Source organism: Nocardia sp. 348MFTsu5.1 (assembly GCF_000383535.1).
In the GTDB taxonomy this organism is placed as follows: domain Bacteria; phylum Actinomycetota; class Actinomycetes; order Mycobacteriales; family Mycobacteriaceae; genus Williamsia; species Williamsia faeni.
Genome location: NZ_KB911510.1, coordinates 81,612 through 106,273, shown reverse-complemented (window position 1 = coordinate 106,273; position 24,662 = coordinate 81,612). Strand labels below are relative to the sequence as shown.

Genomic DNA, 24,662 nt, shown 5'->3' with positions numbered 1-24,662 from the left:
TGGTCAGTCGAACCATCCGCCCACGGCCGGCGCAGTGTTGTGCCAGATGTGTTTGCTCTCCCGGTATTCGGCCAATCCGCTCGGGCCGAGTTCGCGTCCGGTACCGGACCGTCCGAATCCACCCCATTCCGCTGCCGGGGTGTAGGTGCCGAAGTCGTTGAGCCACACGGTTCCGTGCCGTAGCGCACGGACCACACGTTCACCGCGGTCCCGGTCGCTGGTTTGGACTCCCGCCGCCAGCCCATACGACGTGTCGTTGCCCAGTTCGATGGCCTCGGTCTCGGTACTGAACCGTTCCACGGTGAGAATCGGTCCGAACGTCTCTTCCTGGACGATCCTCATACTTCGGTGGCAACGGTCGAAAATGGTGGGCAGGTAGTAGCTTCCGTTCGCGAGCCGGGGATCGTCCGGACGCTTTCCGCCCGCGACCAGTTCCGCTCCCTCCGAAATACCCAGCGCCACATACGCTTCCACCTTGGATCGGTGCTCCGCCGACACCAGCGGACCGGTCTGGCTGGGCGGGTCCATGCCGGGTCCGACCCGGATCCCGGCCGCACGGCGAACGAGCTCGGCGACGAAACCGTCGGCGATGGATTCGTGCACGATCAACCGGGTCCCGGCCGAGCACACCTGCCCCGAGTGCAGGAAGGCACCGGTCAGCACGGCATCAACGGCAATGGCGTGGTCGGCGTCCGCGAACACGATGTGCGGATTCTTCCCACCGAGTTCCAGGGCGACACGCGTGATGTGTTCGGCGGCCGCTCGTGCGATCGCGACACCGGTCGACGCGCCGCCGGTGAAGGAGATCAGGTCGACGTCCGGTGTGCCGGTCAGCGCGGCGCCCACCACCGATCCGTCACCCTGCACCAGATTCACGACTCCCGCCGGCACCCCAGCCTGTGCGATCAACCGCATCAGGGCGATCGTGCTCAGCGGCGTGACCTCGCTCGGCTTGACCACCATCGTGGCGCCGGCGGCCAGCGCCGGCGCGACCTTCCACGACATCTGCAGGAGCGGATAGTTCCACGGCGCGATGAGCGCACACACCCCGACAGGTTCGTGCACCACGCGGCTCACCACTGCCGGGTTCCCGGTATCGACGAACCGATCGGAGTCCGTCGTCACCAGATCCGCGTAATACCGGAACACCGCGATCACGTCGTCGATATCGATGTGGCTCTCGTGCAGCGTCTTCCCGGTATCGAGTGTTTCGATCCGGGCGAGGGCGTCGCGGTGTGTGTCGAGCAGTTCGGCCACCCGCAGCAACAACTCGGCCCGCTCGGTCGGCGGACGCGTCGACCAGCTACCGGCATCGAAGGCACGCCGGGCGGCGGCGACCGCGGCAGATACATCTGCCGAACCTGCCTCGTCGACCACGGCGATGACCGTGCCGTCGGCCGGATTGCGGATCTGCCGCGTTCCGCCGCCGACCGGTGCCACCCAGGTCCCGTCGATATAGAGGTGCGGCGAGGCGAGCAACTGCTCATCGTCTCCGATCACGTCGACTCCTCTTTCGGTCCTTCGCGGTCCACCAATAGTCGGTGAGCTCATCGAGCCGCCGGCAGCCGCCCCCGTTGATGACCGGTGACGCCTTTCGATCCGGCTGAATGTAATCCTGGCGAGGCCGGGCAACGGCTGGTTGCATCTGAGCCGATCGTTCTCCGAACGAAAGGCCCTCCATGTCCCTCGCTTACGCTGCCGCTGACCCCACCACCACGGTGCGGGTGGTCAAGCTCGGTAACCATATCGGAGCACAAATCAGTGGGGTTCGCCTCGGCGGTGACCTGGACAAGGCGACGGTCGCGACCATCCGCGCCGCGCTCAACGAGCACAAGGTGATCTTCTTCCGCGACCAGCAGCACCTGAGCGAGGACGGGCAGTACGAGTTCGCGCAGCTGCTCGGCAGCCCGACCACCCCGCACCCGACCCTGACGTCCGCGGGTGCAAAGAGTTTGGACATCGATTCCCGCTACGGCGGCCGATCCAACGTCTGGCACACCGACGTCACCTTCGTCGATCGCGTCCCGCGGGCATCGATTCTGCGCGCGGTCACGCTGCCCAGCTACGGTGGCTCAACCACCTGGGCCTCGACAGTCGAGGCCTATAACGCGCTTCCGGCGCCGCTCAAGTTGCTGGCGGAGAATCTGCGTGCCCGGCACAGCAACACCTACGACTACGTCGATGACTCTGTGGAACACCCGGACGCCGGCACCGTGGCGTATCGCCGCGAGTTCGAGTCAACCTACTTCGAAACCGAACACCCCGTCGTGCACGTTCACCCGGATACCGGCGAACGTGCGCTGCTGCTCGGCTGCTTCGTCAAAGAGATCGTCGGCCTGCCCAGCAGCGAGTCACGCGCGCTGTTCCGGCTGTTCCAGGACCGGGTGACCCGGCTGGAGAACACCACCCGCTGGAATTGGGAGCTCGGCGACGTCGCCATATGGGACAACCTCGCCACACAGCACTATGCCGTCGACGACTACGACGCCGACGAGCGCCGCAAGCTCACCCGCATCACCCTGGCCGGGCCCATCCCGGTCGGCGTCGACGGCGTGCCGAGCACGGCCATCGCAGGCAATGCCGAGTCGTACTCCACCGGTGGCACCCTGACTGCGGTGTCCTGGCCGCAAATCGCCGACTGTGTGCTTCCCCGGCCGAGCACGCAGTGTGGGATATCGTTATCGCCAACTTGATTGGTGACCTCGTGCAATCAACCCAACGGTCGTGATGGCTGGTGATGGGAATCCAGTGGACTTGTGGAATTACCTCCAAGGGCGAGGTGAGACTCTCGCATTCCTGACATATCAACACGCGTCCCTGGCATTTCAAACCGTGTTGGTCGGCACCATCGCGGCAATTCTCATCTCGGTGGCGGTTTATCGGCTCCCGTTCCTGTCTGCGCTGACCCTGACGTCGAGTCGTGTTGCATTGACGATTCCCTCGCTGGCACTGCTGGCGATTCTGCTCGTACCGTTCGGGCTGGGAGTGGTCCCGTCGTTCATCATGCTGGCGTTCTTCGCGACGATGCCGGTGATCGGCAACACGATCGTCGGGTTGCGGTCCGTGCCCGCGTCAGTCATCGAATCCGCCCAAGGCATCGGCCTGTCGCGCTGGCGAATTCTGCTGACCGTCGAATTCCCGATAGCCTGGCCGGTGATTCTCATCGGGATCCGGATCTCCACTCAGATGATCGTCGGGGTCGCCGCCATCGTCGCCTACGTGCTCGGACCGGGCCTCGGCTCGCTGATCTTCAACGGACTGTCCCGGCTCGGTGGCGCGAATGCGCTCGAAATGACCCTGACCGGAACGATTCTCATCGTCATCATCGCGCTGGTGTTCGACGCTCTCCTCGTCCTACTCGGCCGCTTCACCATCGCAAAGGGACTCTCATGACCGACGACGTGACCAGCCGGCCCGCCCCGGCAGCACCGGATCGCAACGTCACCGGCGCTGCAATCACGCTGGACGCGGTCGTCAAACGCTTCAAGGGCCAGGACAAGCCGGCGGTCGCACGACTCGACCTCGAGATCGAGGCAGGCGATGTCGTCGCGTTCGTCGGTCCGTCCGGCTGCGGCAAGACGACCACCCTCAAGATGATCAACCGGCTGATCGAGCCGACCGAGGGCCGGATCTTCATCGGTGGACGCGACGTCACCAGGGAGAATCCGAACACGCTGCGGCAGTCGATCGGCTACGTCATCCAGTCCGGTGGACTGTTCCCGCACTGGTCGGTTGCCAAGAACGTCGGTGCCATCCCCCGGGTGCTCGGCTGGGACAAAAAGCGGATCGCCGCACGCACCGAGTACCTGCTCGATCTCGTCGGTCTCGACCCGGATGTCTTCTCCGATCGGCTGCCCAAGGACATGTCCGGCGGGCAGCAGCAACGCATCGGGGTGGCCCGTGCGCTCGCAGCCGATCCGCCGGTCCTGCTCATGGACGAGCCGTTCGGTGCGGTCGATCCCATCACTCGGGTTCGCTTGCAGGACAGCTTGATCGCGATTCAACACGAACTGGGCAAGACCATCGTGTTCGTCACGCACGATTTCGAGGAAGCCACCAAACTCGGCGACAAGGTCCTCATTCTGTCCGAGGGCGGACACGTTGAGCAGTACGCGTCACCGGAAGAGATCCTCACAGACCCGGCGACGCCGTTCGTGGAGGAGTTCGTCGGGTCGGGGGCCAAGCTGGCGTATCTGACCGTCACCCGGGTTCGCGACGTCGAGTACGACGAGATAGTCACCGCGCGGATCGGCGAGGCGTCGCAGGGCGTGATCAACCGTGCGCGGGCGGCCGGGCAGACGTGGGTGGTCGTCGTCGACGAGAGCGGACGGCCGCGGTCGTGGCCGTCGTTGTCGCAGTTGGCGAGCAAACCGGCCGTATCCGACTATCTCGATCGTCGGCTGCCCGTCATCGCTCAATCCTCGACTCTCAACGATGCGCTCGATGCCATGCTTGCCGCGAGCCAGGGTGCTGCGCTCGTGACCGACGGCCGCGGCGCGGTCATCGGTTCGCTCGGCATCGGTACCGTAACCCAGACGATTCAAACCAAGCTCGCCGATGTGCGCGCCGAAGAGTACGGCACCTCGTACGAGAACTACGTCGACGGATCGGATACGTCGCCGACGCCGGTGGTGGCAGCCGACGAGGAACCGCACGTGGTCGTCGAAGCCGAATCGCAAGTCGTCTCCGACGACAACGGATCGGGCACGCAGCCATGACTCGTCTGCGCCGCCTGCCGATGGATGTGTGGTTCGAACCGATCATCATTGTCGTCGTCGGCGTCGGGTACATCCTCTGGTACCAATCAACGACATTGACCCCCACGGAGTCGGCATCGCTGGGCTGGGACAACCTGCGAATCACGATTCTCGACCACATCAGGCTCGCACTGACGGCCGCCGCGATCGTGATCGTCATCGCGATTCCCTTGGGCATCGCGCTGACCCGCCGCTCGCTGAAGCGCTACGAGTCCATCGTGATCAATATCGCCAACGTCGGCCAAGCCGCGCCTGCCGTCGGTCTACTCGTCCTGTTCACCTTCTGGTTGGGCACCGGATTCCGCACCGCGGTCGTCGGTCTCGTCGTATACGCGACACTGCCGATCCTGCAGAACACCATCACCGGACTCCGGCAAGTGGATCAGCGCACGATCGAGGCATCGCGCGGCATCGGCTACTCGGCCGCTCGGACGCTGTTTCAGGTAGAGCTGCCGCTCGCGGTGCCGGTGATCCTCAACGGTGTACGAACCGCCCTCGTCATCCTGGTGGGCACCGCAACGCTGAGCACCTTCATCGGCGCGACCAGTCTCGGCACGCTGATCACAACCGGGGTCACCCTGTTCCTGCCCAAGCTGCTCCTCTCGGGTGCGATCCTGGTCGCGCTGCTGGCGATGATCATCGACTGGCTCGGCAGACTGGTTGAGCTCGCCGCGACCCCACGAGGCATCGCATGAGGTCGTCGCGGGCACGGCTGGCCACCGCCCTTTTCACACTTGTCGCTGCGGTGGCGATGCTGTCCAGCTGCGGCTTGGTGAGCTCGTCAGGAACCTTTCACGACGCGAGCTTGCCAGGCGGAGACAAGCCGTTGGACGGTGCTGACCTGGTGGTCACGTCCAAGAGCTTCACCGAGGGCGTACTGCTCGGCAAGATCACCGCCACTTACCTGGCCGCAGCGGGCGCGGATGTCACCGACCTGACCGGGGCGCCGGGTTCCGCGTCGTCGCGACAGGCCCAGCTCAACGGCGACGCCGACATACTCTGGGAATACACCGGCACCGGTTGGGTCAACTACCACAACCAGACCGAGACGATCTCGGACCCGCAAGAGTTGTGGCAGCGGGTGCACGATATCGAGAAGAGCGAGTACAACCTGGAGTGGTTGCCGCCGGCCAACTTCAACAACACCTACGCGTTCGGCGCCTCCACGCCGACGGCCGAACGCCTCCAGGTGAAAACGCTGTCCGACGTCGCCGCACTCCCCGTTGATGACCGGACGTTCTGCGTCGATGACGAATTCTTCAGTCGCTCCGACGGTTTCCTGCCGATGCTCGAGAAGTACGGCATTCCGTACAACACCGAAAACGGGGTTCCCACCGGCAACGTGACCCGCATGGATGCCGGCGTGGTCTACACCTCGACAGCGAACAGCGATCCGTGCAATTTCGGCATGGTCTACACCACCGACGGTCGGATCAAGAACCTGAACCTTGTCGTCCTCGACGACGACAAAGAGTTCTTCCTGCCATACAGCGGCTCGGCAGTCGTTCGAGGCGAAATCATCGAGCGCTACCCGCAATTGCGGGATCTGATCGGCACGATCTCCGAGCGCCTCACCGATGATCTGATGCAGGAACTCAACGGTCGTGTCGATATCGACGGCGAGGATCCCGCCGATGTGGCCTACGACTGGCTCAAGAGCGAGGGACTGATCGAGTAGGTGCGCGAACCCGGCTCAGTCCGGGCTAACGGCCGGATGCCCTGACGATCTGGTTCCATGCGACCGAGGCCCGCAGCATGTCCATGTAGCTGTCGATGTCTTCGATCGCCGAGTGCGATGCATGGACGCTGATCGCCACGGTGTCGCCGATGCCGTGGACACCGTGCGTCACACTCATCACCGGCGACAGCGCCGGATAGCCCGCGGTGAAGGCCACCGGCCGGTCTCCGAACCTCAGGTCCGCCGCGCCCCGGTTCACACTCGACACCACGGTGTTGCCGGACACCGAAGCCGGAACGACGGTCGGGTCGAATTGTGAGACGCCCCATCGCAACAACGGCGCCGGGATCGCCGCGAATGCTTCGTCGGACGCCCGCAGTGCCGGGTGGCTGTTCCGTAACTGCCGCTCCCCCAACGCTTCGGCGATCTGTCCGGTCCGGACCTCCAATGCGGCCGTCCCCGAGTACAGGCCGATTCCGACATTTCGGAAATGGTTACGCCCCATTGGTTTTCCGAACTTCTCCATCGATACCTCGGCACCGAGTGTCTCAGGGTCCTCGCCGGTTGACCGTAAGTGATCGGACAAAGCCAGCGAGATCGCGGTGAGCGCACTGATGGTCACCGTCGGCCCGGGGAAGTCGTCGCGGCGGAACACCAGGGTTCGAATCGCCCGTTCCCCTTCGGGGCGGCTGTTGGTGGACAGCAGTGGCCGGCCTGCTGACGCCGGAGGCACTGCGCCGGTGGCGACGTCGTCGACCAGCTGCCGATGAGTGCGGGTGGCTTCGATCGCCCGCCAGCCCAGCGATCCGATCTGCTTGGGAAACCGGATGGCTGCGAGCGCGGCTGCGTGCACGACGGAGTACGGCGTCTGGGCTTCGGCAGTCACCGGGTCCGTCGGCGGCTGCGGCGAGAATATTGCGCGGGCCAGAGCGGACGACCGGATTCCGTCTCCCAGCGCATGGCTGACCTGGAAGACCGCCACGGTGGCCGCGGCCGCACAATTCGGCGCGCCTTCAACGGCTCCGAACAGATGCAGCCGCCACGTGGACTCCCGCGGATCGAGCTGGTCATCGGCCAGACCGGCCACCAGGCGCAGGCAATCGGGCCACTGGGTGGTCCCCTCGCTGTGCACGACGACCTGATCGCGGTCGACGTCGCCGCGAACCCAGTACGGGTAGTCCAGGGCGCAGTCGACGGCAGCGATCCGCAGGCTCAGATCCGGCACGGCCCGGACCCGTTCGAGGACGTCGTCGATTGCGCTATCCAGCTGTTCCGGTGCACCGCCAAAGGCATAGAGGAGGAACTGGTCATTCGGGATCTTGTCCGACATCCAGTACATCTGGGCGTCGACCGGCGCCATTCGCTCCATGTGGTGAACCTACCTAAGCAACCCACGTCGAGGCACCGGATTCCTTGCGCGGCGATGTCCCGAATCATTGCGATGTCTGAAATCGTGGGATACCCGTCCTGGACGCCACGGCGTCGGTGGAAGATGCTGTTGTGGTGACCAGAACCGTCGTCGTGCTTGCATATGAGGGTGTCCAGGCGCTGGACCTGGTCGGACCGGCAGAGGTGTTCGACACCGCCACGCTCCTACTTCCGGAAGGAGACGGCTACGACGTCGTCGTGGCCTCACCGACCGGGCAACCGTTGCGGACGAGCGGTGCCCTCACCTTCCACACCTGCCCGCTGCCCGAACCCGGATCCCACATCGACACGTTGATCATCCCGGGCGGCGCCGGCGCGATCGACCACAGCACCGGGCCTGACTGCAGTGCATGGCTGGCCGACGAACGCTTCCGATCGACCCGGATTGCCACGGTGTGCACGGGGGCGTTTCTCGCGGCCGAAGCCGGCCTGCTCGACGGCCTGCCCGCGACCACACACTGGGCACTGGCCGACGAACTCCGGCGTCGATATCCGGCCGTCGAGGTCGATCCGTCGTCGATTTTCTGTCGCAGCTCCGAAAAGATCTGGACCTCGGCCGGTGTCTCTTCGGGGATCGATCTCGCACTCGCCCTCGTCGAGGACGACCACGATCAGGACATCGCGCAGTCGGTGGCCCAGTGGCTTGTGCTGTATCGGCGTAGGTCCGGCTTTCAATCCCAGTTCGCGCCCCCGGTGTGGACGCCACGAGCCCGCTCCACACCTGTCCGCGCGGCACAGGAATACATCGAGGCAGATCCCTCTCGGCCGTGCGGCGTCCCCGATCTCGCCGGCCGGGCCGGAATGAGTGAGCGGCATTTCACCCGCCTGTTCACCGCGGAGGTGGGAATACCGCCGGGCCGCTACGTCGAGAAGATCCGGGTTGACATCGCCCGGGCGCACCTTGAAACATCCAGCGACACAAACGCTTCCATTGCGACGCGGTGCGGCTTCCGCTCCGCCGAAGTGATGCGCCGCGCCTTCTTGCGCAGCATCGGGATACCCCCCGACACCTACCGGCAGTCCTTTGCGCAGACCAACTCCCCTATTAGAGCCGCGGCACTCGCCGCCGCCGAACTCGAATCTTCGGAGCGTTGACATGACCCAGATAGCGATCGTTCTATACCCCGGATTCACCGCACTCGACGTGATCGGCCCGTACGAGGTTCTCAGATTTCTTCCGGACGCAGAGGTCCGGTTCGTCTGGCACGAGGCCGGACCCATCACCGCCGATTCCGGGGTCGCAATACTCGGGGCCACACACACCCTGGCCGAAACCCCGCGCCCCGACATCGTTGTGGTGCCGGGCGGTAGCTCGTCCGTGGGGATCCATGCCCGGGACAAGCACCTGCTGGCCTGGCTCGGCCAGGTGCATGAGACCACGGCGTGGACGTCGTCGGTGTGTGCCGGTTCGGTCATCCTTGCTGCGGCCGGCCTCTTGACCGATCAGCGTGCCACCAGTCACTGGCAGGTGCTGCCCTCGCTGCGCCTGTTCGGCGTGACGCCCGTCGGCGATGAGCGAATCGTGTTCTCCGGCCGCGTGGTAACCAGTGCCGGGGTATCGGCGGGGATCGATCTGGCCTTGTGGATCGCCGGGAAGGTCGGTGGGACCACGCGGGCCGAGGCGATTCAGCTGGCGATCGAGTACGACCCTCAACCGCCGTTTGATGCCGGACACCTCAGCAAGTCAACCACCTCGGCGAAAGCCCTGGCCCTCGTCCTGCTCACGAAGGAGAGCGTCAACCCGGCCCACCTGTCGGCGATCACCAAACTCGCCTGGACGCAGAGCCTTGCGAAGGTCCGGAACCGCTGACTCACCCGGCTCCGGACCGTGTGCTCCGACAGGAACAGTCGTCGCGCGATGGCGGCGTTGTCGAGGCCTCGCGGCATGAGGTCGCCTTCGCCGGACTGGCATTGGGCAAGAGCACCATTACCCGATGAGGTTGCAAATCAACGACGGAGGGGGTGAAGATCGCGGATCCGGTCCGGGCGTAGAGTGACCCGCGCCACAATGGTGAAGCACTCTCCTATCGCCCACAACGCACCCAGGAGTCCCGGTGACCGACACGCAGGAACGCCGACCAAATCCGCATATCGACCTGATCCGCACCGACCCCGATCTACCGCCGGTCGCGATCATCGATCGCAGTCCGATGACGGTCGGAAAACGAGTCACCTTCGCGGTGATCGCCATTATCGGCGCGTTCGCCTGGGCGATCATCGCGTTTGTGCGTGGCGAAAACGTCAACGCCGTCTGGTTTGTCATCGCTGCGATCTGTACCTACATCATCGGCTACCGGTTCTACGCGCGGCTGATCGAGATGAAGATCGTGCGCCCCCGCGACGACCACGCGACGCCTGCCGAAGTCCTCGACAACGCGCAGGATTACATGCCCACCGACCGGCGGGTGCTGTTCGGACACCATTTCGCCGCCATCGCCGGCGCCGGACCGCTGGTGGGCCCGGTGCTGGCCGCACAGATGGGCTATCTGCCCGGAACGATCTGGATCATCATCGGCGCGGTGTTCGCCGGTTGCGTCCAGGACTATCTGGTGTTGTCCATTTCCACTCGGCGACGGGGCCGCAGCCTCGGTCAGATGGCCCGCGACGAACTCGGCGATGTCGGTGGCTTCGCGGCATTGATCGCGGTGTTCGTGATCATGATCATCCTGATCGCGGTACTGGCACTCGTGGTTGTCAACGCACTGGCCGAAAGCCCCTGGGGTGTCTTCTCTCTGGCGATGACGATCCCGATCGCCCTGTTCATGGGTGTCTATTTGCGCTACCTGCGCCCAGGAAACGTCTCCGAGGTCTCGCTTATCGGTTTCGTCCTGCTGATGCTCGCCATCATCTCCGGGCGGTGGGTCGGTGAATCAGCCTGGGGCAAAGACCTGTTCAGTCTCTCACCGGTTTTCCTGAGTTGGTGCATCATCATCTACGGGTTCGCCGCGGCCGTATTGCCTGTCTGGCTACTGCTGGCACCGCGCGACTACCTGTCCACCTTCATGAAGGTCGGCACGATCCTGCTGCTGGCAGTGGGCATCGTGATCGCCCGCCCGGTCATGCAGGCACCCGCGGTCAGCGAGTTCGCCCACAACGGCCAGGGACCCGCCTTTGCCGGTTCGCTGTTCCCATTCCTGTTCATCACCATTGCGTGCGGCGCCCTCTCCGGTTTTCATTCCCTGATCGCTTCCGGGACAACGCCGAAGATGCTCGAGAAGGAGAGCCAGGCCCGGATCATCGGATACGGCGGCATGCTGACCGAATCGTTTGTCGCGATCATGGCCCTGGTCACCGCCTGTATCCTCAACCAGCACTTGTACTTCGCGATGAACGCACCGAAAGCCGTCACCGGTGGTACGCCGGAAACCGCTGCGGAATACGTCAACGGACTTGGCCTGAGCGGGGATCCGGCCACGGCCGCGCAGTTGGAGGAGGCGGCCAGAGCGGTCGGTGAAGAATCGGTCATCTCCAGGACCGGTGGTGCACCAACACTGGCCATGGGTATGGCCGACACGATGCAGGAAGCATTCGGCGGTGAATCGATGCGATCCTTCTGGTATCACTTCGCGATCATGTTCGAGGCGCTGTTCATCCTGACAACCGTCGACGCCGGAACCCGCGTAGCCCGGTTCATGCTCTCCGACGGCTTGAGCAATGTGAAGGGCGGCAAGCGTTTCAAGAATCCTTCGTGGCGCCCCGGTGCCTGGTTGTGCACGCTGATCGTGGTCGCACTGTGGGGATCGATCCTGCTGATGGGTGTGACCGACCCCCTCGGCGGTATCAACACCCTGTTCCCCCTCTTCGGCATCGCCAATCAGTTGCTGGCCGCGATCGCACTGACCGTGGTGTTGGTGGTCGTGCTCAAGCGCGGACTCGTCAAATGGGCCTGGATACCCGGGGTTCCGCTGGTCTGGGATCTGGCGGTGACCATGACGGCGTCGTGGGAGAAGATCTTCTCGAACAACCCCGCCATCGGCTATTGGCAACAGCATCAAGACTTTGTCGATGCGAAGGATTCCGGCCTCACCGCCTTCAAATCCGCGAAGACATCCAGCGAGATCGACGCGGTGATCCGCAATACGTTCATCCAGGGCACGCTCTCGATCGTGTTTGCGGTGCTCGTCCTGATCGTCGTCATCGCCGCAGTCTTCGTCTCCGTCAAAGCGATTCGCATGGGCGGACTACCGACCGCTGAGGATGAACCCACCGAATCCACATACTTCGCGCCCAGCGGAATGTTCCCGACACCGACCGAAAAGGAGGTGCAGCGGGAATGGGACGAGTATCTGAAGGAGAATCCACGACAGCTGCATCACTGATGCGGCGCGGTATCCGGGCGGTGCACTGGTATATCCGGTCGGTCATGGGCGACAACGATTATCGGCGCTATGTCACGCATCACACTGCGCGGCATCCGGATACACCGCCGTTGACCGAAAGTGACTACTGGCGCAATCGCTACGCCGCGCAGGACAACAACCCACAGGGCCGTTGCTGCTGATCGCCCCTGCAGTGGAAAAGGTCGCTGTTACGCGGCGGACGGGATCGGGTCGCCGGTCTCGCGGGACGGTTCGATGTCGTGCCGTTTGACCAACAGGATGATGGCCAGGATCGGGTAGACGAGGATGGGAGCGAAGGCGCCGGCGTAAACCGCCTGATCCAGCACGATCGCAGTGCTGCTCAGCAGCGCGAAGTCGAAGAGTCCGTGCAATATCGAATTGAGCGCATTGCCGCCCGAGACCCGGCGGGTGAGATAGAAGAAGTACCCGGCCAAACTCACCATGATCGCCTGGGGGATCGCGGACGCACCATGCCCGAATGCGTTCGTCAGGTGGACTGCACCGAAGATGACGCTGGACCACAGCGCAACCCGGCCCTCGCTGAGGCCATGGTTGCGCAGCACGGTCACGCCGATGCCGCGGAACATGCCTTCCTCACCCCATCCGACGAACTGGGTGGCAACGAGAAGAGCGACGATGAACAGCCATCCCTTGTCGGCAAGCGCGCTGTAGTCGATACCCAGCAGGATGGCGACAATCAGAACGATGGGCACGACCCACACCCAGCGGTTGACCGGTCTGTCGTCCTTGATCACCGGCCGCCACCAGCCCAGCGCCGAGATGACCAAGTAGGTGAACACAAAGGCCAGGCCAAGGGGAATCACCATCGTGAAGACGACACCGCGGGTGGTGAAGGTTTCGTCTTCGTCGGCCCACCCGTCGATGAGGCGACCCCCGAACTGGATGATCACCAGGTACACGATGACAACGATGGCAAAGGCGATGTATGAGAGATGGCGACCGGTGATCCGAGGCGCGGCCGCAGGTTCTTTGGTGTTCACTGCGCAAGCCTAACGGTCGACTTCACAGCGCACAGGGCGCGACATCCCCGATCTGTGAGGACCGACTCACCTGTCCTGTTCCGAGGCTGCGGTCACCGATTCGATCGCTTCCCACATCTGCTGCGCCAGATCATGATTGAGACCCACACCCCTGATCTCATCGCTCCAGATCCGTTTGTCGCTCCGCCGCAGATGCCACCCGATGAATCTGCCGGTCTCCGCGTGCGCACTGGTGGCGACGAAGAGAAGCGGCAGGACACCCTCTTCCGGGTTGCGGGACACCGTCGCATGTGCCACCGCCATCACCGATTTCGCCACAATACCGTTCACCGCGTTGTGCATGGGAGTCTTGCTCAACCCGGGATGAGCGATGAAACTTCTTACCGAGGAACCGCTTTCACGTAGCCGATTCTCGAGTTCAAGGGCGAACAGCACGGTCGCCACCTTCGAGACGACGTAGGCGCCGTGCGGTGAATGGTCGTGCTCGAAACTCAGGTCACTGAAGTCGACATCCACCTTGACCCGACGGTAGAGGTTGGAGCCTACGCTGACCACCCGGGCCGCGTCACCACGTTCGAGAAGCGGCAACAGTTTGCCGGTCAGTTCAAAATGTCCGACCACATTGGCGGCGAAGGTGCTCTCGATACCGTCCGCGGTCACGACGTAGGGCTGATTGCCGACTCCGGCATTGAGGATCAAAGCATCAATCGGCTTGTCCAGAGCAGTCATTCGGCTCGCAAAGGCCCGCACCGACTTCAGGTTGGTCAATTCGATCGCCCCGACCTGCACCCGGGCGTCCGGGCGCGAGGCCCGGATCTTCTCGGCCACCCGTTGTCCTTTGACGACGTCGCGTACCGCCAGGACCACCTCGGCGCCGCGTTTCGCCAACTCCCGGGCCATGATCGCGCCGAGCCCACTGCTGGCGCCGGTGACAATGATCCGCCGACCACTCTGATCCGGCATCGCATGCAGATTCCAGTGGAAGTAGCTGTCTCTCATCAGCGCACTCCCCTCCCGACATCTGCGTCGGTAACAGTTTCCCAGAATTAGATCCGGTTGAGGGCGAGTTGCCTCGTCACCACGTCGACGATCCGGTCCGGTGTTGCCACCAGTCCGCCCGAAACCCACTCGGCAGTCAACTCGGCGATACCTCCGACCAGCAACAATGCCAGTGGCCGGCGGTCTTCGACCGGCACCGCGTCGTCGCCGAACAACTCTGGAATCCGAGCGGCCAACAGGTCGGCGAACTCGTTGACGATGGCGCGGCGATGCTCGCGTGTCGCCCTCAGACCCAGCGACTCGGTGAGCACGACCTGCCCCTTGCGCTGGTCCTCGGTCATGATGGCGATAAAAGCGCTTATGGCCGAACGGATCTGCTCCTCTGGCGCGGCGTTCATGTCGTGCGACAACGCCGCGAGGACCGCGGCCCGCACCTCATGCGCAAGTTCGTCGAGCAGATCCCCCATCAGCGCGTCCAGTCCCGGGAAGCTCTCGTAGAAGTACCGCTCACTCAATCCGGCGCAGCGGCACACGGCCGTCATGGTCGCGCGTTCGGCTCCCATGGACGACACAACCTCCAAGGCCGCGTCGAGCAATTGCCGACGCCGACGACTCACCCGCTCATGAGCGCTTGCGCCACCGTACTTTCGCTCTGATCCGGCCACCGCACCATGTTGACACCAGCCCTCACGTGATGCACGCTACCTAATCAGGAAGGAAGTCCTGTCAGATAGGAATTCGCTCGCATGGCCCATAAGACATCCCTCGCACCGGCCGGCACCACACCTGTCAGCGGTGGTCGCTCGGTGCCGTTTCTCGGACACTCGTACGCCTATTTCCGCAAGCCATTGGAGTTGATGGAGAAGCAATACCGGTTGCACGGCCAGGTCTCTGAGCTGTCGTTCCTGGGCCAGAAGTGGGCGCTGGTCCTCGGACCTGACGCCCTGGGCGAAGCCCTGATCAACCGCGACGGTGCCTTGGTGAGCGGCGATGGCTGGCGCACGCTGATCGGCCCGTTTTTCGATCGGGGCCTGATGCTGCTCGACGGCGACGAACACCGCAGCCATCGACGCATCCTGGCCAAGGCGTTCACCCGGGCACGACTGGCCGCCTACACGGAACTGATGCAGCCGACCATCGCCGAACATGTTCGCACGTTGGCTGCGTCGGAAAATCATCTCGCCTACCCGGCGCTCAAGAAACTCACCCTCGACATCGCCACGGAACTGTTCATGGGCGGGGCCGAGGGACTCCAGCCCGGTGAAATCGACCGAGTCAACCGGTCGTTCATCGGATGCGTTCAGGCCGCGACCTCGATTGTGCGATACCCACTTCCCTTCACGCGCTGGCGTCGCGGCGTCCGCGGGCGGGCCACGCTCGAGGAGTTTTTCGAGCGCTATCTGCCGTCGCGACGAGAACGATTGGGCGACGACGTGTTCAGCGTCTTATGCCGGGTCGAAGCCGACGGCGAACGTCTGTCGGAACGGGACGTCATCAATCACATGATCTTCCTGATGATGGCTGCCCACGACACCTCCACCAGCACCCTGAGTACCGTTCTCTTCGAACTCGGGAAGCATCCTGAGTGGCAGGAGCGATGCCGTCAGGAATCGATTGCGCTGAAGACCGACTCACCCAACCCGGACCAACTCGGCGAACTGTTTTCGGCCACCCTGGTGATCAAAGAGTGCCAACGGCTGATCACACCGGTCCCGGTGGTCGTCCGACGGGCCCGTGCAGACACGACCATCGCCGGCCATCACATCCCGAAAGGCACACCGGTCGCGCTCGGGTTGCATCACAACCACCACTTGCCCGAGCTGTGGACCGATCCGGAACGCTTTGATCCCGAGCGCTTTTCAGACGAACGGCAGGAGGACAAGGTACACAAGTTCTCGTGGAACCCATTCGGCGGCGGCGCACATCGATGCCTTGGGCAGGTGTTCTCAGACCTCGAGGTGCGGTCAGTGCTGCACCACTATCTGCTCAACTTCCGCTGGACGGTACCCGCGAACAGGCCGGCAGAGCTCAGCTGGATTTCACTGCCCTATCCAACCGACGGCATGCCGATTGACCTCACCCGGATCGGTTGATCACCAACGACCCGTTCCCGGCGGCGCTGCGAGGTCGGCCAGGAACGTGTGGGCGAGTGTGCGTACCCGTGCCCACTCGGGCGCAGACTCGAGAGCGTCGAACACCAGCAGCGCGGACCTATCTGGCTCCGAGATCTCCGCCAGGAGTTGATCGAGCCGCCGCAGGTCACCACGACACGTCTCGCTGAGCCCGTGCGGCATCGACGTGGTGAGGTCGGTGAATTGCAGCGCGAGCTCTTCGACACCCACATCCAAACGGTCGAGAAACGCGATCTGATCAGCCGCCGGTGAAGCCAGGCGGCGTATCACCGACACCAGCGCCTTCGTCCGCAGATCGTCCCCACCCAGATAGACAGTTTCCGGTCGCCACCGATCGCCGCCACCGCCGACGCGCGACAACGCGTCAAGACCCCGTGGACCGTCCCCTTCAAACATTCGTAACCATCCCCCACGCGGTTGGCGATCCCTCAGATGATTTGGCTCTGCGAAGCATTCTTTACCAGGGTGTGCCATCTTGTCACTCGTACACAGAAAGCGGTGACGCGATTCAGGCCGGGGACTCGGCGTGCAACCGCCGCGCGATCTCGTCGAGCAATTCATCGACGTCGGCTTCATCGCTGCCGGGATAATTGTCGACAAAATGTTGGAGCCGTTGCCGCTGAGCGACCAACAGACGTTCCGCTTCCTGCTGACCGGCCGGGGTGATGACCGCCAGACCATGGCCGATGTCGATCATTCCGCGCTGCTGCAGTTGCTGCGCGGTCTCCTCGACGACCGAGAGCGGCGTCTGGGAAGCCTCCGACATCAGGTGGAGTTCGCGGGTTCCCTCTTCGGCCACTCGGCTGACCATCCACGCCTCGCCTCGCGTCAGCGAGCTGCCTGCCTGATCGACCACCCCTTCCCAGATCCGGAGCCGATCTTCGCGGCCGAGGGTTCGCCAGATCTGAAGCCGCAACTCCTCCAAGGATGTTCGCTCACCGGCCAAGCCGAACGACGCCCCGACATCGGGCATCTTCGTGACATCCCGCAGTGGAACCTCCGGCAACAGCCAGGCGAGTGCAAATGCCAGCGCTCCGAAGGGAACTGCCACGATGAACACGACTCCGAACGCGTCGGTGAAACCGCTGAGGAACCACTCCTGCACCACCGGTGGGCAGGTCAGGAGTCCGTCCGACGAGGCTTGCAGGATCTCAGAAGAACACCGTCCCACTGCCCCGTCCGGCACGGCGCCCGACAGGTTCGATTCCAGCTGAGAATTGAACACCGCACCGAATACGGCCACCCCCACCGATGCGCCGATCGTGCGGAAGAATGTCGCACCGCTGGTTCCGGTTCCGAGGTCGCGGAACTCGACGGCGTTCTGGACCGCGAGAACCAGAACCTGCATCACCATCCCCAGCCCCATGCCCAGGACGAAGAGATACAGCCCGATGGTCACATCTGAGGTTGAACGATCCATCGTCGACAACAGGTACAGCCCGACGGTGAAGATCGCGGTGCCAAGGATCGGGAACACCTTGTAGCGTCCGGTCCGGCTGATGAGCTGGCCACTGCCGATCGAGGTGATCAATAGACCCGCCATCATCGGGATCATGTTCAGACCCGACTCGGTGGCCGTCGCCCCGCCCACCGTCTGCAGGAACAGCGGCAGGAACGTGATGGCACCGAACATCGCAAAGCCGACAACAAATCCGACGGCCGCGGCAACGGCGAACACCCGGTTGGTGAACAACCGCAGTGGCATCACCGGTTCCGGAACTCGCCGCTCCACCATCACGAACGCAACAACGCACACCAGACCGATGACGGCCAGCCCGAGCACGCGCACCGACGTCCACCCCCACAGTCCACCAAAGCTGGTCACCAACACGATGGACGTGGCGGCAGAAGCGAGTAGCAGCACACCTACGTAATCGATCTTGGGTTTGACCTGGGCCGTGGTCGTCGGCAACACCAGAATCACCGCGACCAGGGCAACCGCACCGATCGGCAGGTTGACGTAGAAGACCCACCGCCAGCTGAGACTGTCGACCAAGAATCCACCGAGCAATGGCCCTGCGACACTGGCCAGTCCGAACACGGCACCGAAAAGCCCCTGATAGCGGCCGCGTTCACGGGCGGGAACCACGTCACCGATGATGGCCTGCGCCAACACCATCAGGCCACCGGCACCCACACCCTGCAACGCGCGGAAGGCGATCAATGTCGCCATCGACCCGGCGAGGCCACACAGTGCCGAACCGACCAGGAAGATCACCACACTCGCGATGAACAGCGGCTTGCGCCCGAACAGGTCGCCGAGCTTGCCCCAGAGCGGAGTGGTCACCGTCGTCGCCAGCATGTACGAGGTGACCACCCAGGTCAGATGGTCGGCTCCCCCGAGATCATTGACGATCGTCGGCAACGCCGTCGACACGATCGTCTGATCAAGCGCCGCCAGGAACATCGCCAGCATCAGGCCACCGAAGATGGCGTAGATCTTCCTTTTCTCCAGTTCGCCCACCGGCGCGCCCGGTCCAGCAGTCTTGCCTTCGGTCATCGTCAGGTCCCGTCTGGTCGGCCTCGCGGTGCATCTAGAGTCTCCCAGCCAGTCGATCAGTTTGTCGCAGAACGAGCTTGGGATACTTGATCAGAGGGAATCGGCGTCAAAGATCTCGGGATTCCCGAGGCAACCATGTCTCGAGTCAGCAGCGGGTGGGATGATGACACGGTGCCGATGCCCTCACCACTGCCTGTCAAAAATGGAGTCGGACCGACGCGGCTGCGTATCCCGGCATCCGGGCCGTGGGCGACGATCGCCGACTACTTCGTCGCGAAGTTCGACCACCTGGACTCCGGCGACCTGTACCGGCGGTTCGACGCCGGTGAGATCGTGGACAGCGACGGCCGTCCGATCGGACGTGGCACGGAGCTGGGCGGTTCGGACCCGTTCGTCTGGTACTACCGCGATCTGCCGGCGGAGGACCCCGTGCCGTTCCAGGAGGAGATCCTGCACGCCGACGACGACCTCGTCGTGATCGACAAGCCGCACTTCCTCCCGACCACCCCTGGCGGGCGATATCTGCGCGAGTCCGCGCTCGTCCGATTGCGGACCCGTCTCGACAATCCGGATCTGACGCCGATCCATCGCCTCGACCGGGCGACAGCCGGTCTGCTGATGTTCTCGGCCCGACCCGCCACGCGTGGCGCATACCAGTCGCTCTTCGAAAAGCGACGGGTGGTGAAGGTCTACGAGGCGGTGTCGGCGCGACCGCTCGAGTGGGACTCCGACGAACCGGCGATTGCCGGGCGCGCCGTTCCTGTCCTCTACCGCAACCACATAGCGGCGACTCGCGGCACGTTGCGGGTTGTCGTCGACGATGCTCAGGAGCCCAACGCGGAGACCGTCATCGAGCTGAAGGACAGCGGCATCAGCGCGTCCGGACGCGCTGTGCTGCACACGATCCTGCGTCCGCACACCGGCCGCAAGCACCAGCTACGGGTGCATCTTGCGGCACTCGGAATCGGGATCCTCGGCGACAGTTGGTATCCCGACCTGCTCACCGAAGAACCAGACGACCACTCCCTCCCACTCCAATTGCTCGCGCGGGAACTGGAATTCACCGATCCACTGTCGGGACTGCCACGAAAGTTCATCACTCGCCGGACGTTGAGCGAAGCGCCGGTTACCGAGCGCTGAGCGATCTCCGGCGGTTGATCATCGCTACCCGCGATTCAGGGCGGCCGCGGCCTGTACCAGTGCCACGAAGGCATCGGCGTCGACGACATCCGCCTCCTTGATGTCGATCGCGCGCCGGACACCCGCATCGAGACTTGCGTTGAACAATTTCGACGGGTCCGGGAGCGAGGCGCCCCGGGCAAAAGTCACCTTGATCTTGTCCTTGTAGGTCTCGAGTGTGCAGATGAGGCCGTCGAGCGAGAACGTCGGAACGCCATCGGGATTCGAGGCCTTACGCCACTTCGCTTCTTCGACGATCTCAGGCTCGGCCTGCACGATCAAGGACCGCACCTCACTTACCCGGGATTCCCGCCAATCACCACTCATGGGGTCACGGTAGCGGAAAAGGACTGTCGTCGGCCACCGCTGCCTGATCTATGATCATCGTCGCCGATACTCCGGCGACCGTTTTTCCAGGAATGCCGCGGTTGCCTCGGCGCGATCCTCTGTCATCGCTGTGATCATCTGCTGCCGATTCTCGAATTCCACTGTGGCAGAGAAGGAACCTGATTCGACCGCAGCCCACATCCCGACCTTGGTGAGCTCCACCGACACCGGAGGGTTCGCCAGAATCGATTGCGCGATCGACCTCGCCGTCTCCATCAGGGCTTCGGGTTCGACGAGATCCACCAGCAGCCCGTATTCTTCGGCTTGGGTGGCATCGAACTTCCGACCGGTCAGCATCAACTCATGTGCCCGGCCTGTTCCGACCAGACGGGGCAGCAGCCAGGAAAGGCCGATATCGCAGGCAGAGAAACCGGCCCTGATGAACCCGACCGCGTAGACGCTCGCGGTCGACCCGATCCGGATGTCGCCGGCACAGAGCAGCGCCAATCCAGCGCCGGCTGCCGGTCCGTTCACCGCCGCGATGACGGGCTGGCGCAATCCGTGCAGACGCTGAGCCAGACCCGCGATATCTTTCTGGCGCTCGAATGCCGAGACCATCGGGCCGCGTTCCTCGGCGAAGTCATCGTCGCCGTACCCGTTCAGGTCGAGTCCGGCACTGAATGCCCTTCCGGCTCCCGTCAGGATGACAACCCGGCACCCGCGGTCGCGGTCGATGTCATCGAGGGCGGTCGTCAACTCCCGCACCAGGTCGACGTTGACGGTGTTCAACGCGTCGGGGCGATTCAGGGTCACGGTGGTGATCTCACCGTCGCGTTCGACAATGACCGCCGCCATCAGCGTTGTCCGACGACGACTCGACCGATCATCTCTCTCATGAGCTCATTGGTACCACCAAAGATTCGCTGAATGCGTCCGCGCTGCCACCTTCGCTCCGCCGGGCGGGTTCGACGGTCAGGCGCCGATGTCACGGTTGGGCTGAGCAGCGACATGCCGACCCACGCGGTAGCCCATCGTGACGCTCGGCCCGATGCAGCCGCCGCCACCGGGGTAGGTCGCCCCCAGGATCGACGCGGAGGTGTTACCGGCCGCGTAGAGGCCGTCGATGATCGGTACCCGGTTGCCCAGAACTCGCCCATCGGCATCGACCCGGCAGCCACCGTTGGTACCGATGGTGCCCGGCCATTGCTGGATCGCGCCGAATGTCGGCCCGACGACCGGCTTGATGTCAACGACGTCGGGCCCGGTGAGCGCGTGCGTCTGCTGTGGGTCGCCCCAGTCCAGGTCTTCGCCCTTTTCGGCGAGTTCGTTGTACCGGTTCACCGTCTGCGACAGCGTCTCGGGGTCGATGCCGATCTTCTCGGCGAGCTCGGTGATCGAACCGGCAACCGCCACCCACTCCGGTGGCTCTTCGCCGTTGGGTCCGGTGAGGTTCAGTTCGATGCCCGGTTTCGAGCCCATGATCCCCTGCTCGAAGTGCGCAGCGCCGAAGATGATCCACGCGGGAGGTTTGTTCGGGAAGCCGGGGTCCCGCTGATCGAAGGTGTTGAACGGATGTGAGAAATCGTTGTAGGTGTAGCCGCCGTGCATGAACCGTTCGCCCTGCTGATTCACGATGATCGAGCCCGGGCCGAAGCCCATGATCATCTGCGGCAGCGGGTTGCCGTCGCGTCCGGTCTCCCACGGCTCGTACACGACGCCGTAGCTGAAGAACGTACTCATCGAGCCCATCTTGGCCCCGATCTCCATCGCCATCAGGTGGCCGTCACCGGTATTCGCCCACGGTGTCATCGGTTTGACCTCGTAGCCGATGTAGGCCTTCACCATGTCGGCATTCCACTCGAAGCCACCGCAAGCCAGCACGACGCCCTTGCGTGCACCGATCCTGGTCTTGCCCTGCGGTCCGTCCACCACGACACCGACAACCGCCGATCCGTCTTTGACCAGCTCGACTGCCGGGGATTCGGTGCGCACCTCGATACCCTGGTCGACCAGCGCCTTGAGCAGCGGCGCGATCAGGCCGCCACCTTTGGCCCGCCATCCCTCGCGCTGACGCTTTTCGAGCTCCTCGGGGCTGACGTCACCGCGCCGCTGCTCGGCGAAGCTCACCTCGGCCGGCGGCACCCAGGGGCCCCGGTTGATCTTGTTCGCCAGCTCCTCGCCCAATTCGGCCGCAGCCGGATAAGCCTTGGGGGACAACGATCTCGGAAACGGGCGGACGCCGGGGATGCGATCACCGATCACCGAGTAGTAGTCATCGAGCATGACGTGTGGCTCGGACCGATATCCGGTGTGCTCCTCCAGATAGAGGATCGCCTCCGGCGCGGTGTCGACGTACACCTCGACGAGCGATGGGTCGCTTTCGCGGCCGTCGGACAGCCGGTGGATGTACGCGATCGCGTCCTCACGGGAATCCTTGTCGGCAACGTGGTGGTTGTTCGGGATCCACATGTCCCCTCCGGACACCGCCGTGGTGCCGCCGATGTACTCGTCCTTCTCGACGACGAGCACGCTCGCGCCACCGTCGGTGGCCCGCAATGCCGCCGTCAGGGCACCTCCACCGCTACCGACGACGACCACGTCGACGATTTCGTCCCACCGGTTGTTGTTCACTTCAGACATCGAGATCTCCCGCATGATCGGCATTGGCCAAGACCACGCCTGTGGCGGATCTCCTGACCGGTCACGCTAGATGGTGCAGTGGCACAAGGAAACCGATCATTCCGATATCCGGAACGGTGCGCCCGCGAACGAAGTCGTCGGCCCGTCACAAGGCACGTTCATCGGTGAAGTTCGCCCGTCGGTGGACGATATCGTGCGCCAGAGAGGAGATGGACCGAGACTCGACGTACGCCCGTGCCCGCAGTCGAGCGCCGGCGTCGGCAATCGATATGTCCAAGCGGACCGACAGAACACCGATTGCGGTGTGCACGTCAGCGCGTGCGAACTGGTAGTTGCCTTGCCGATGTTCGTAATGCGATTGTTCGAGTGTCCACCGGTAGTCCACGAGTTCGTCGAGCACCGCCTGACCCAGACGTTCCGAGAATCCTTGTGCCGTCGTATATTGCGGCGACGTCAGGTCGGCTTTCGAGTGTCGGCGATAGAACTCCAGTACCCCTAGTCGAGCCCCACCGGTGAGTATGGGGAATGCGAAGATTCCGTGCACACCGAGCTCGTTGAATACCTCAGAGCTGAACGCCGGCCATCGTGCCGGGAACGTTCGGCTGCTGATATCGGGTAGTGATATCGGCGCACGTTGCTTGAAGGCTTCCAGACATGGCCCCTCTCCCACCGTGAACTGCAACTCGTCGATCCGTGCCGCGACCGCATCGGTCGCGTACAAAAGATCGCGTGACCGAGCGTCGTCGGTCAAGATCGACACTGCGGCGCCGTCGGCTTCGATCGCCTCCATACTCGAGGTCGCGAGGTTCCTCGTGTGGGGCATGCACAACTCATCAGCATTGCCACCGCCACTTTGCTGGGCTGGCTCATCTGCCATCCAAAGACCTTCTCTTCACGTCGAGATCTACGTTGCTGCCGTTCGAATGTGATGTCCGTCCGGGGGTTGTCTCCGGTGCGGCGCTGTCGGCACCTGTCTCGATGAGCCGCTGAGCGATCTCGGAAAGTTTGACGTTGGAATCCTGGGACAGCTTCCGCAAGAGGCCGAACGCGTGATCGGCGTCGACACTGAAGCGTTCCATGATCATGCCTTTGGCCTGCCCGATGACGTCTCGCCCCTGCACTGCCTGATGGAGTTGCTCGCTTTCGCGACCGGCGGCAATCGCGACCGCGGCGTGCGCGGTGAACAGTTCGCCCACATTCCTGGACCGACCGGTGAATACGTCCGCTGCGGAGCTGTACATGTTGACGGTTCCCGTCTTGTTTTCACCCGCATCGAAGGGCACACACATCATTGCTCCCACCCCTACTGCAGCCGCCGCATTCATGAATTGGGGCCATCGTTTCTCGTGCGATACATCGTTGATCACCACAGTGTCGCCGTTGACGGAAGCATCGAAGCTCGGCCCCTCCCCCAGGTCCGACTGGAGGGTGTCGCAGGTGTCGGCAAGATCATCGGCCACACCCGCCCGCTCGATCTTTCCCTTGGCAACCACGACGACGCTGACATAGTCCGCGGCCGGCACCAGGCGCGTCGCTGTCTTCGATATCGTCGCAGCGAGCAGGGCAGTGTCATGGCGTGCGATCGATAGCTCTCGCGCTACTGCAGCGAGGTCTTCGGGGAGATTGAATGTGTACTCGTTCATGGCCGTCCTCCATGTCGAACCCACCAATTCTCAGTCAC

General features: G+C 63.7%; 23 protein-coding genes. 11 read left to right on the top strand and 12 right to left on the bottom strand.

Translation table 11 applies throughout. From position 1 onward, the window contains the following. Positions 1-3 precede the first annotated feature (3 nt). Positions 4-1,500, bottom strand: a complete 1,497-nt coding sequence (locus H290_RS0103745) for an aldehyde dehydrogenase family protein (protein WP_020105427.1) — start codon at positions 1,498-1,500, stop codon at positions 4-6. A 179-nt stretch (positions 1,501-1,679) separates the two neighbouring features. On the opposite strand from H290_RS0103745, the gene H290_RS0103740 reads away from it, so the two are divergent. From H290_RS0103740 to H290_RS0103720, 5 genes are read left to right on the top strand one after another with little or no spacing between them, the layout of a single operon-like run. Continuing rightward, a complete protein-coding gene (locus tag H290_RS0103740; protein WP_020105426.1) occupies positions 1,680-2,693 on the top strand; it encodes a TauD/TfdA family dioxygenase in 1,014 nt (337 codons plus the stop codon). Positions 2,694-2,748: 55 nt separating this feature from the next. Further along, positions 2,749-3,393 (top strand): ABC transporter permease, encoded by a 645-nt coding sequence (locus H290_RS0103735; RefSeq protein ID WP_028462736.1) that lies wholly within the window; start codon positions 2,749-2,751, stop codon positions 3,391-3,393. After that, positions 3,390-4,718, top strand: a complete 1,329-nt coding sequence (locus H290_RS0103730) for an ABC transporter ATP-binding protein (RefSeq protein ID WP_020105424.1) — start codon at positions 3,390-3,392, stop codon at positions 4,716-4,718. Before H290_RS0103735 ends, H290_RS0103730 begins: the two co-directional genes overlap by 4 nt. Next, positions 4,715-5,452, top strand: a complete 738-nt coding sequence (locus tag H290_RS0103725; RefSeq protein ID WP_020105423.1) for an ABC transporter permease — start codon at positions 4,715-4,717, stop codon at positions 5,450-5,452. Before H290_RS0103730 ends, H290_RS0103725 begins: the two co-directional genes overlap by 4 nt. Then, entirely contained in the window at positions 5,449-6,435 is a 987-nt protein-coding gene (locus H290_RS0103720) for a glycine betaine ABC transporter substrate-binding protein (protein WP_020105422.1), read from the top strand. The genes H290_RS0103725 and H290_RS0103720 overlap by 4 nt, the downstream gene beginning before the upstream one ends. A gap of 25 nt (positions 6,436-6,460) precedes the next feature. On the opposite strand, the gene H290_RS0103715 is transcribed toward H290_RS0103720, so the two are convergent. Next, a complete protein-coding gene (locus H290_RS0103715; protein ID WP_020105421.1) occupies positions 6,461-7,804 on the bottom strand; it encodes a wax ester/triacylglycerol synthase domain-containing protein in 1,344 nt (447 codons plus the stop codon). A 134-nt stretch (positions 7,805-7,938) separates the two neighbouring features. Here H290_RS0103715 and H290_RS0103710 point away from each other — a divergent pair, with 134 nt between their 5' ends. From H290_RS0103710 to H290_RS0103695, 4 genes are all read left to right on the top strand, one after another. Next, entirely contained in the window at positions 7,939-8,958 is a 1,020-nt protein-coding gene (locus H290_RS0103710) for a GlxA family transcriptional regulator (protein WP_051121884.1), read from the top strand. A 1-nt stretch (position 8,959) separates the two neighbouring features. Beyond that, on the top strand, positions 8,960-9,673 hold the full coding sequence (locus H290_RS0103705; RefSeq protein WP_020105419.1) for a DJ-1/PfpI family protein: 714 nt from the start codon (positions 8,960-8,962) through the stop codon (positions 9,671-9,673). Positions 9,674-9,917: 244 nt separating this feature from the next. Next, complete coding sequence (locus H290_RS0103700; RefSeq protein ID WP_020105418.1) at positions 9,918-12,182, top strand: carbon starvation CstA family protein; 2,265 nt, start codon at positions 9,918-9,920, stop codon at positions 12,180-12,182. Next, the gene (locus H290_RS0103695) at positions 12,137-12,364 is read left to right on the top strand and encodes a YbdD/YjiX family protein (protein WP_369758740.1); all 228 of its coding nucleotides are present in this window, start codon (positions 12,137-12,139) and stop codon (positions 12,362-12,364) included. The genes H290_RS0103700 and H290_RS0103695 overlap by 46 nt, the downstream gene beginning before the upstream one ends. A gap of 27 nt (positions 12,365-12,391) precedes the next feature. Here the strand turns inward: H290_RS0103695 and H290_RS0103690 are convergent, their stop codons facing one another. The 3 genes from H290_RS0103690 to H290_RS0103680 form a co-directional block, all read right to left on the bottom strand. Beyond that, positions 12,392-13,204, bottom strand: coding sequence for a CPBP family intramembrane glutamic endopeptidase (locus H290_RS0103690; RefSeq protein WP_020105416.1), 813 nt, complete (start codon positions 13,202-13,204; stop codon positions 12,392-12,394). Positions 13,205-13,270: 66 nt separating this feature from the next. Further along, entirely contained in the window at positions 13,271-14,203 is a 933-nt protein-coding gene (locus H290_RS0103685) for an SDR family NAD(P)-dependent oxidoreductase (RefSeq protein ID WP_020105415.1), read from the bottom strand. A 47-nt stretch (positions 14,204-14,250) separates the two neighbouring features. Then, positions 14,251-14,868 (bottom strand): TetR/AcrR family transcriptional regulator, encoded by a 618-nt coding sequence (locus H290_RS0103680; protein WP_028462735.1) that lies wholly within the window; start codon positions 14,866-14,868, stop codon positions 14,251-14,253. 81 nt (positions 14,869-14,949) lie between these two features. On the opposite strand from H290_RS0103680, the gene H290_RS0103675 reads away from it, so the two are divergent. Continuing rightward, positions 14,950-16,296 (top strand): cytochrome P450, encoded by a 1,347-nt coding sequence (locus H290_RS0103675; RefSeq protein ID WP_020105413.1) that lies wholly within the window; start codon positions 14,950-14,952, stop codon positions 16,294-16,296. On the opposite strand, the gene H290_RS0103670 is transcribed toward H290_RS0103675, so the two are convergent. After that, complete coding sequence (locus H290_RS0103670) at positions 16,297-16,731, bottom strand: hypothetical protein (protein WP_020105412.1); 435 nt, start codon at positions 16,729-16,731, stop codon at positions 16,297-16,299. Between the two features lie 112 nt (positions 16,732-16,843). Beyond that, positions 16,844-18,835: an MDR family MFS transporter gene (locus H290_RS27725; RefSeq protein WP_020105411.1), complete on the bottom strand. Its 1,992-nt coding sequence runs from the start codon at positions 18,833-18,835 to the stop codon at positions 16,844-16,846. A 177-nt stretch (positions 18,836-19,012) separates the two neighbouring features. Here H290_RS27725 and H290_RS0103660 point away from each other — a divergent pair, with 177 nt between their 5' ends. Beyond that, a complete protein-coding gene (locus tag H290_RS0103660) occupies positions 19,013-19,975 on the top strand; it encodes a pseudouridine synthase (RefSeq protein ID WP_036518085.1) in 963 nt (320 codons plus the stop codon). A gap of 24 nt (positions 19,976-19,999) precedes the next feature. Here H290_RS0103660 and H290_RS0103655 read toward each other — a convergent pair whose 3' ends face one another. The 5 genes from H290_RS0103655 to H290_RS27720 form a co-directional block, all read right to left on the bottom strand. Next, positions 20,000-20,341 carry a DUF1801 domain-containing protein gene (locus tag H290_RS0103655; RefSeq protein WP_028462732.1) on the bottom strand — a complete coding sequence of 114 codons (342 nt, stop codon included), beginning with the start codon at positions 20,339-20,341 and terminating at the stop codon, positions 20,000-20,002. Between the two features lie 54 nt (positions 20,342-20,395). Further along, the gene (locus tag H290_RS0103650) at positions 20,396-21,196 is read right to left on the bottom strand and encodes an enoyl-CoA hydratase/isomerase family protein (RefSeq protein ID WP_020105408.1); all 801 of its coding nucleotides are present in this window, start codon (positions 21,194-21,196) and stop codon (positions 20,396-20,398) included. Between the two features lie 117 nt (positions 21,197-21,313). After that, positions 21,314-22,981, bottom strand: coding sequence for an FAD-dependent oxidoreductase (locus H290_RS0103645; RefSeq protein ID WP_196809492.1), 1,668 nt, complete (start codon positions 22,979-22,981; stop codon positions 21,314-21,316). A gap of 145 nt (positions 22,982-23,126) precedes the next feature. After that, on the bottom strand, positions 23,127-23,858 hold the full coding sequence (locus tag H290_RS0103640) for a GAF and ANTAR domain-containing protein (RefSeq protein WP_081631479.1): 732 nt from the start codon (positions 23,856-23,858) through the stop codon (positions 23,127-23,129). Beyond that, positions 23,848-24,624: an ANTAR domain-containing protein gene (locus tag H290_RS27720; protein ID WP_020105405.1), complete on the bottom strand. Its 777-nt coding sequence runs from the start codon at positions 24,622-24,624 to the stop codon at positions 23,848-23,850. The genes H290_RS0103640 and H290_RS27720 overlap by 11 nt, the downstream gene beginning before the upstream one ends. Positions 24,625-24,662 lie beyond the last annotated feature (38 nt).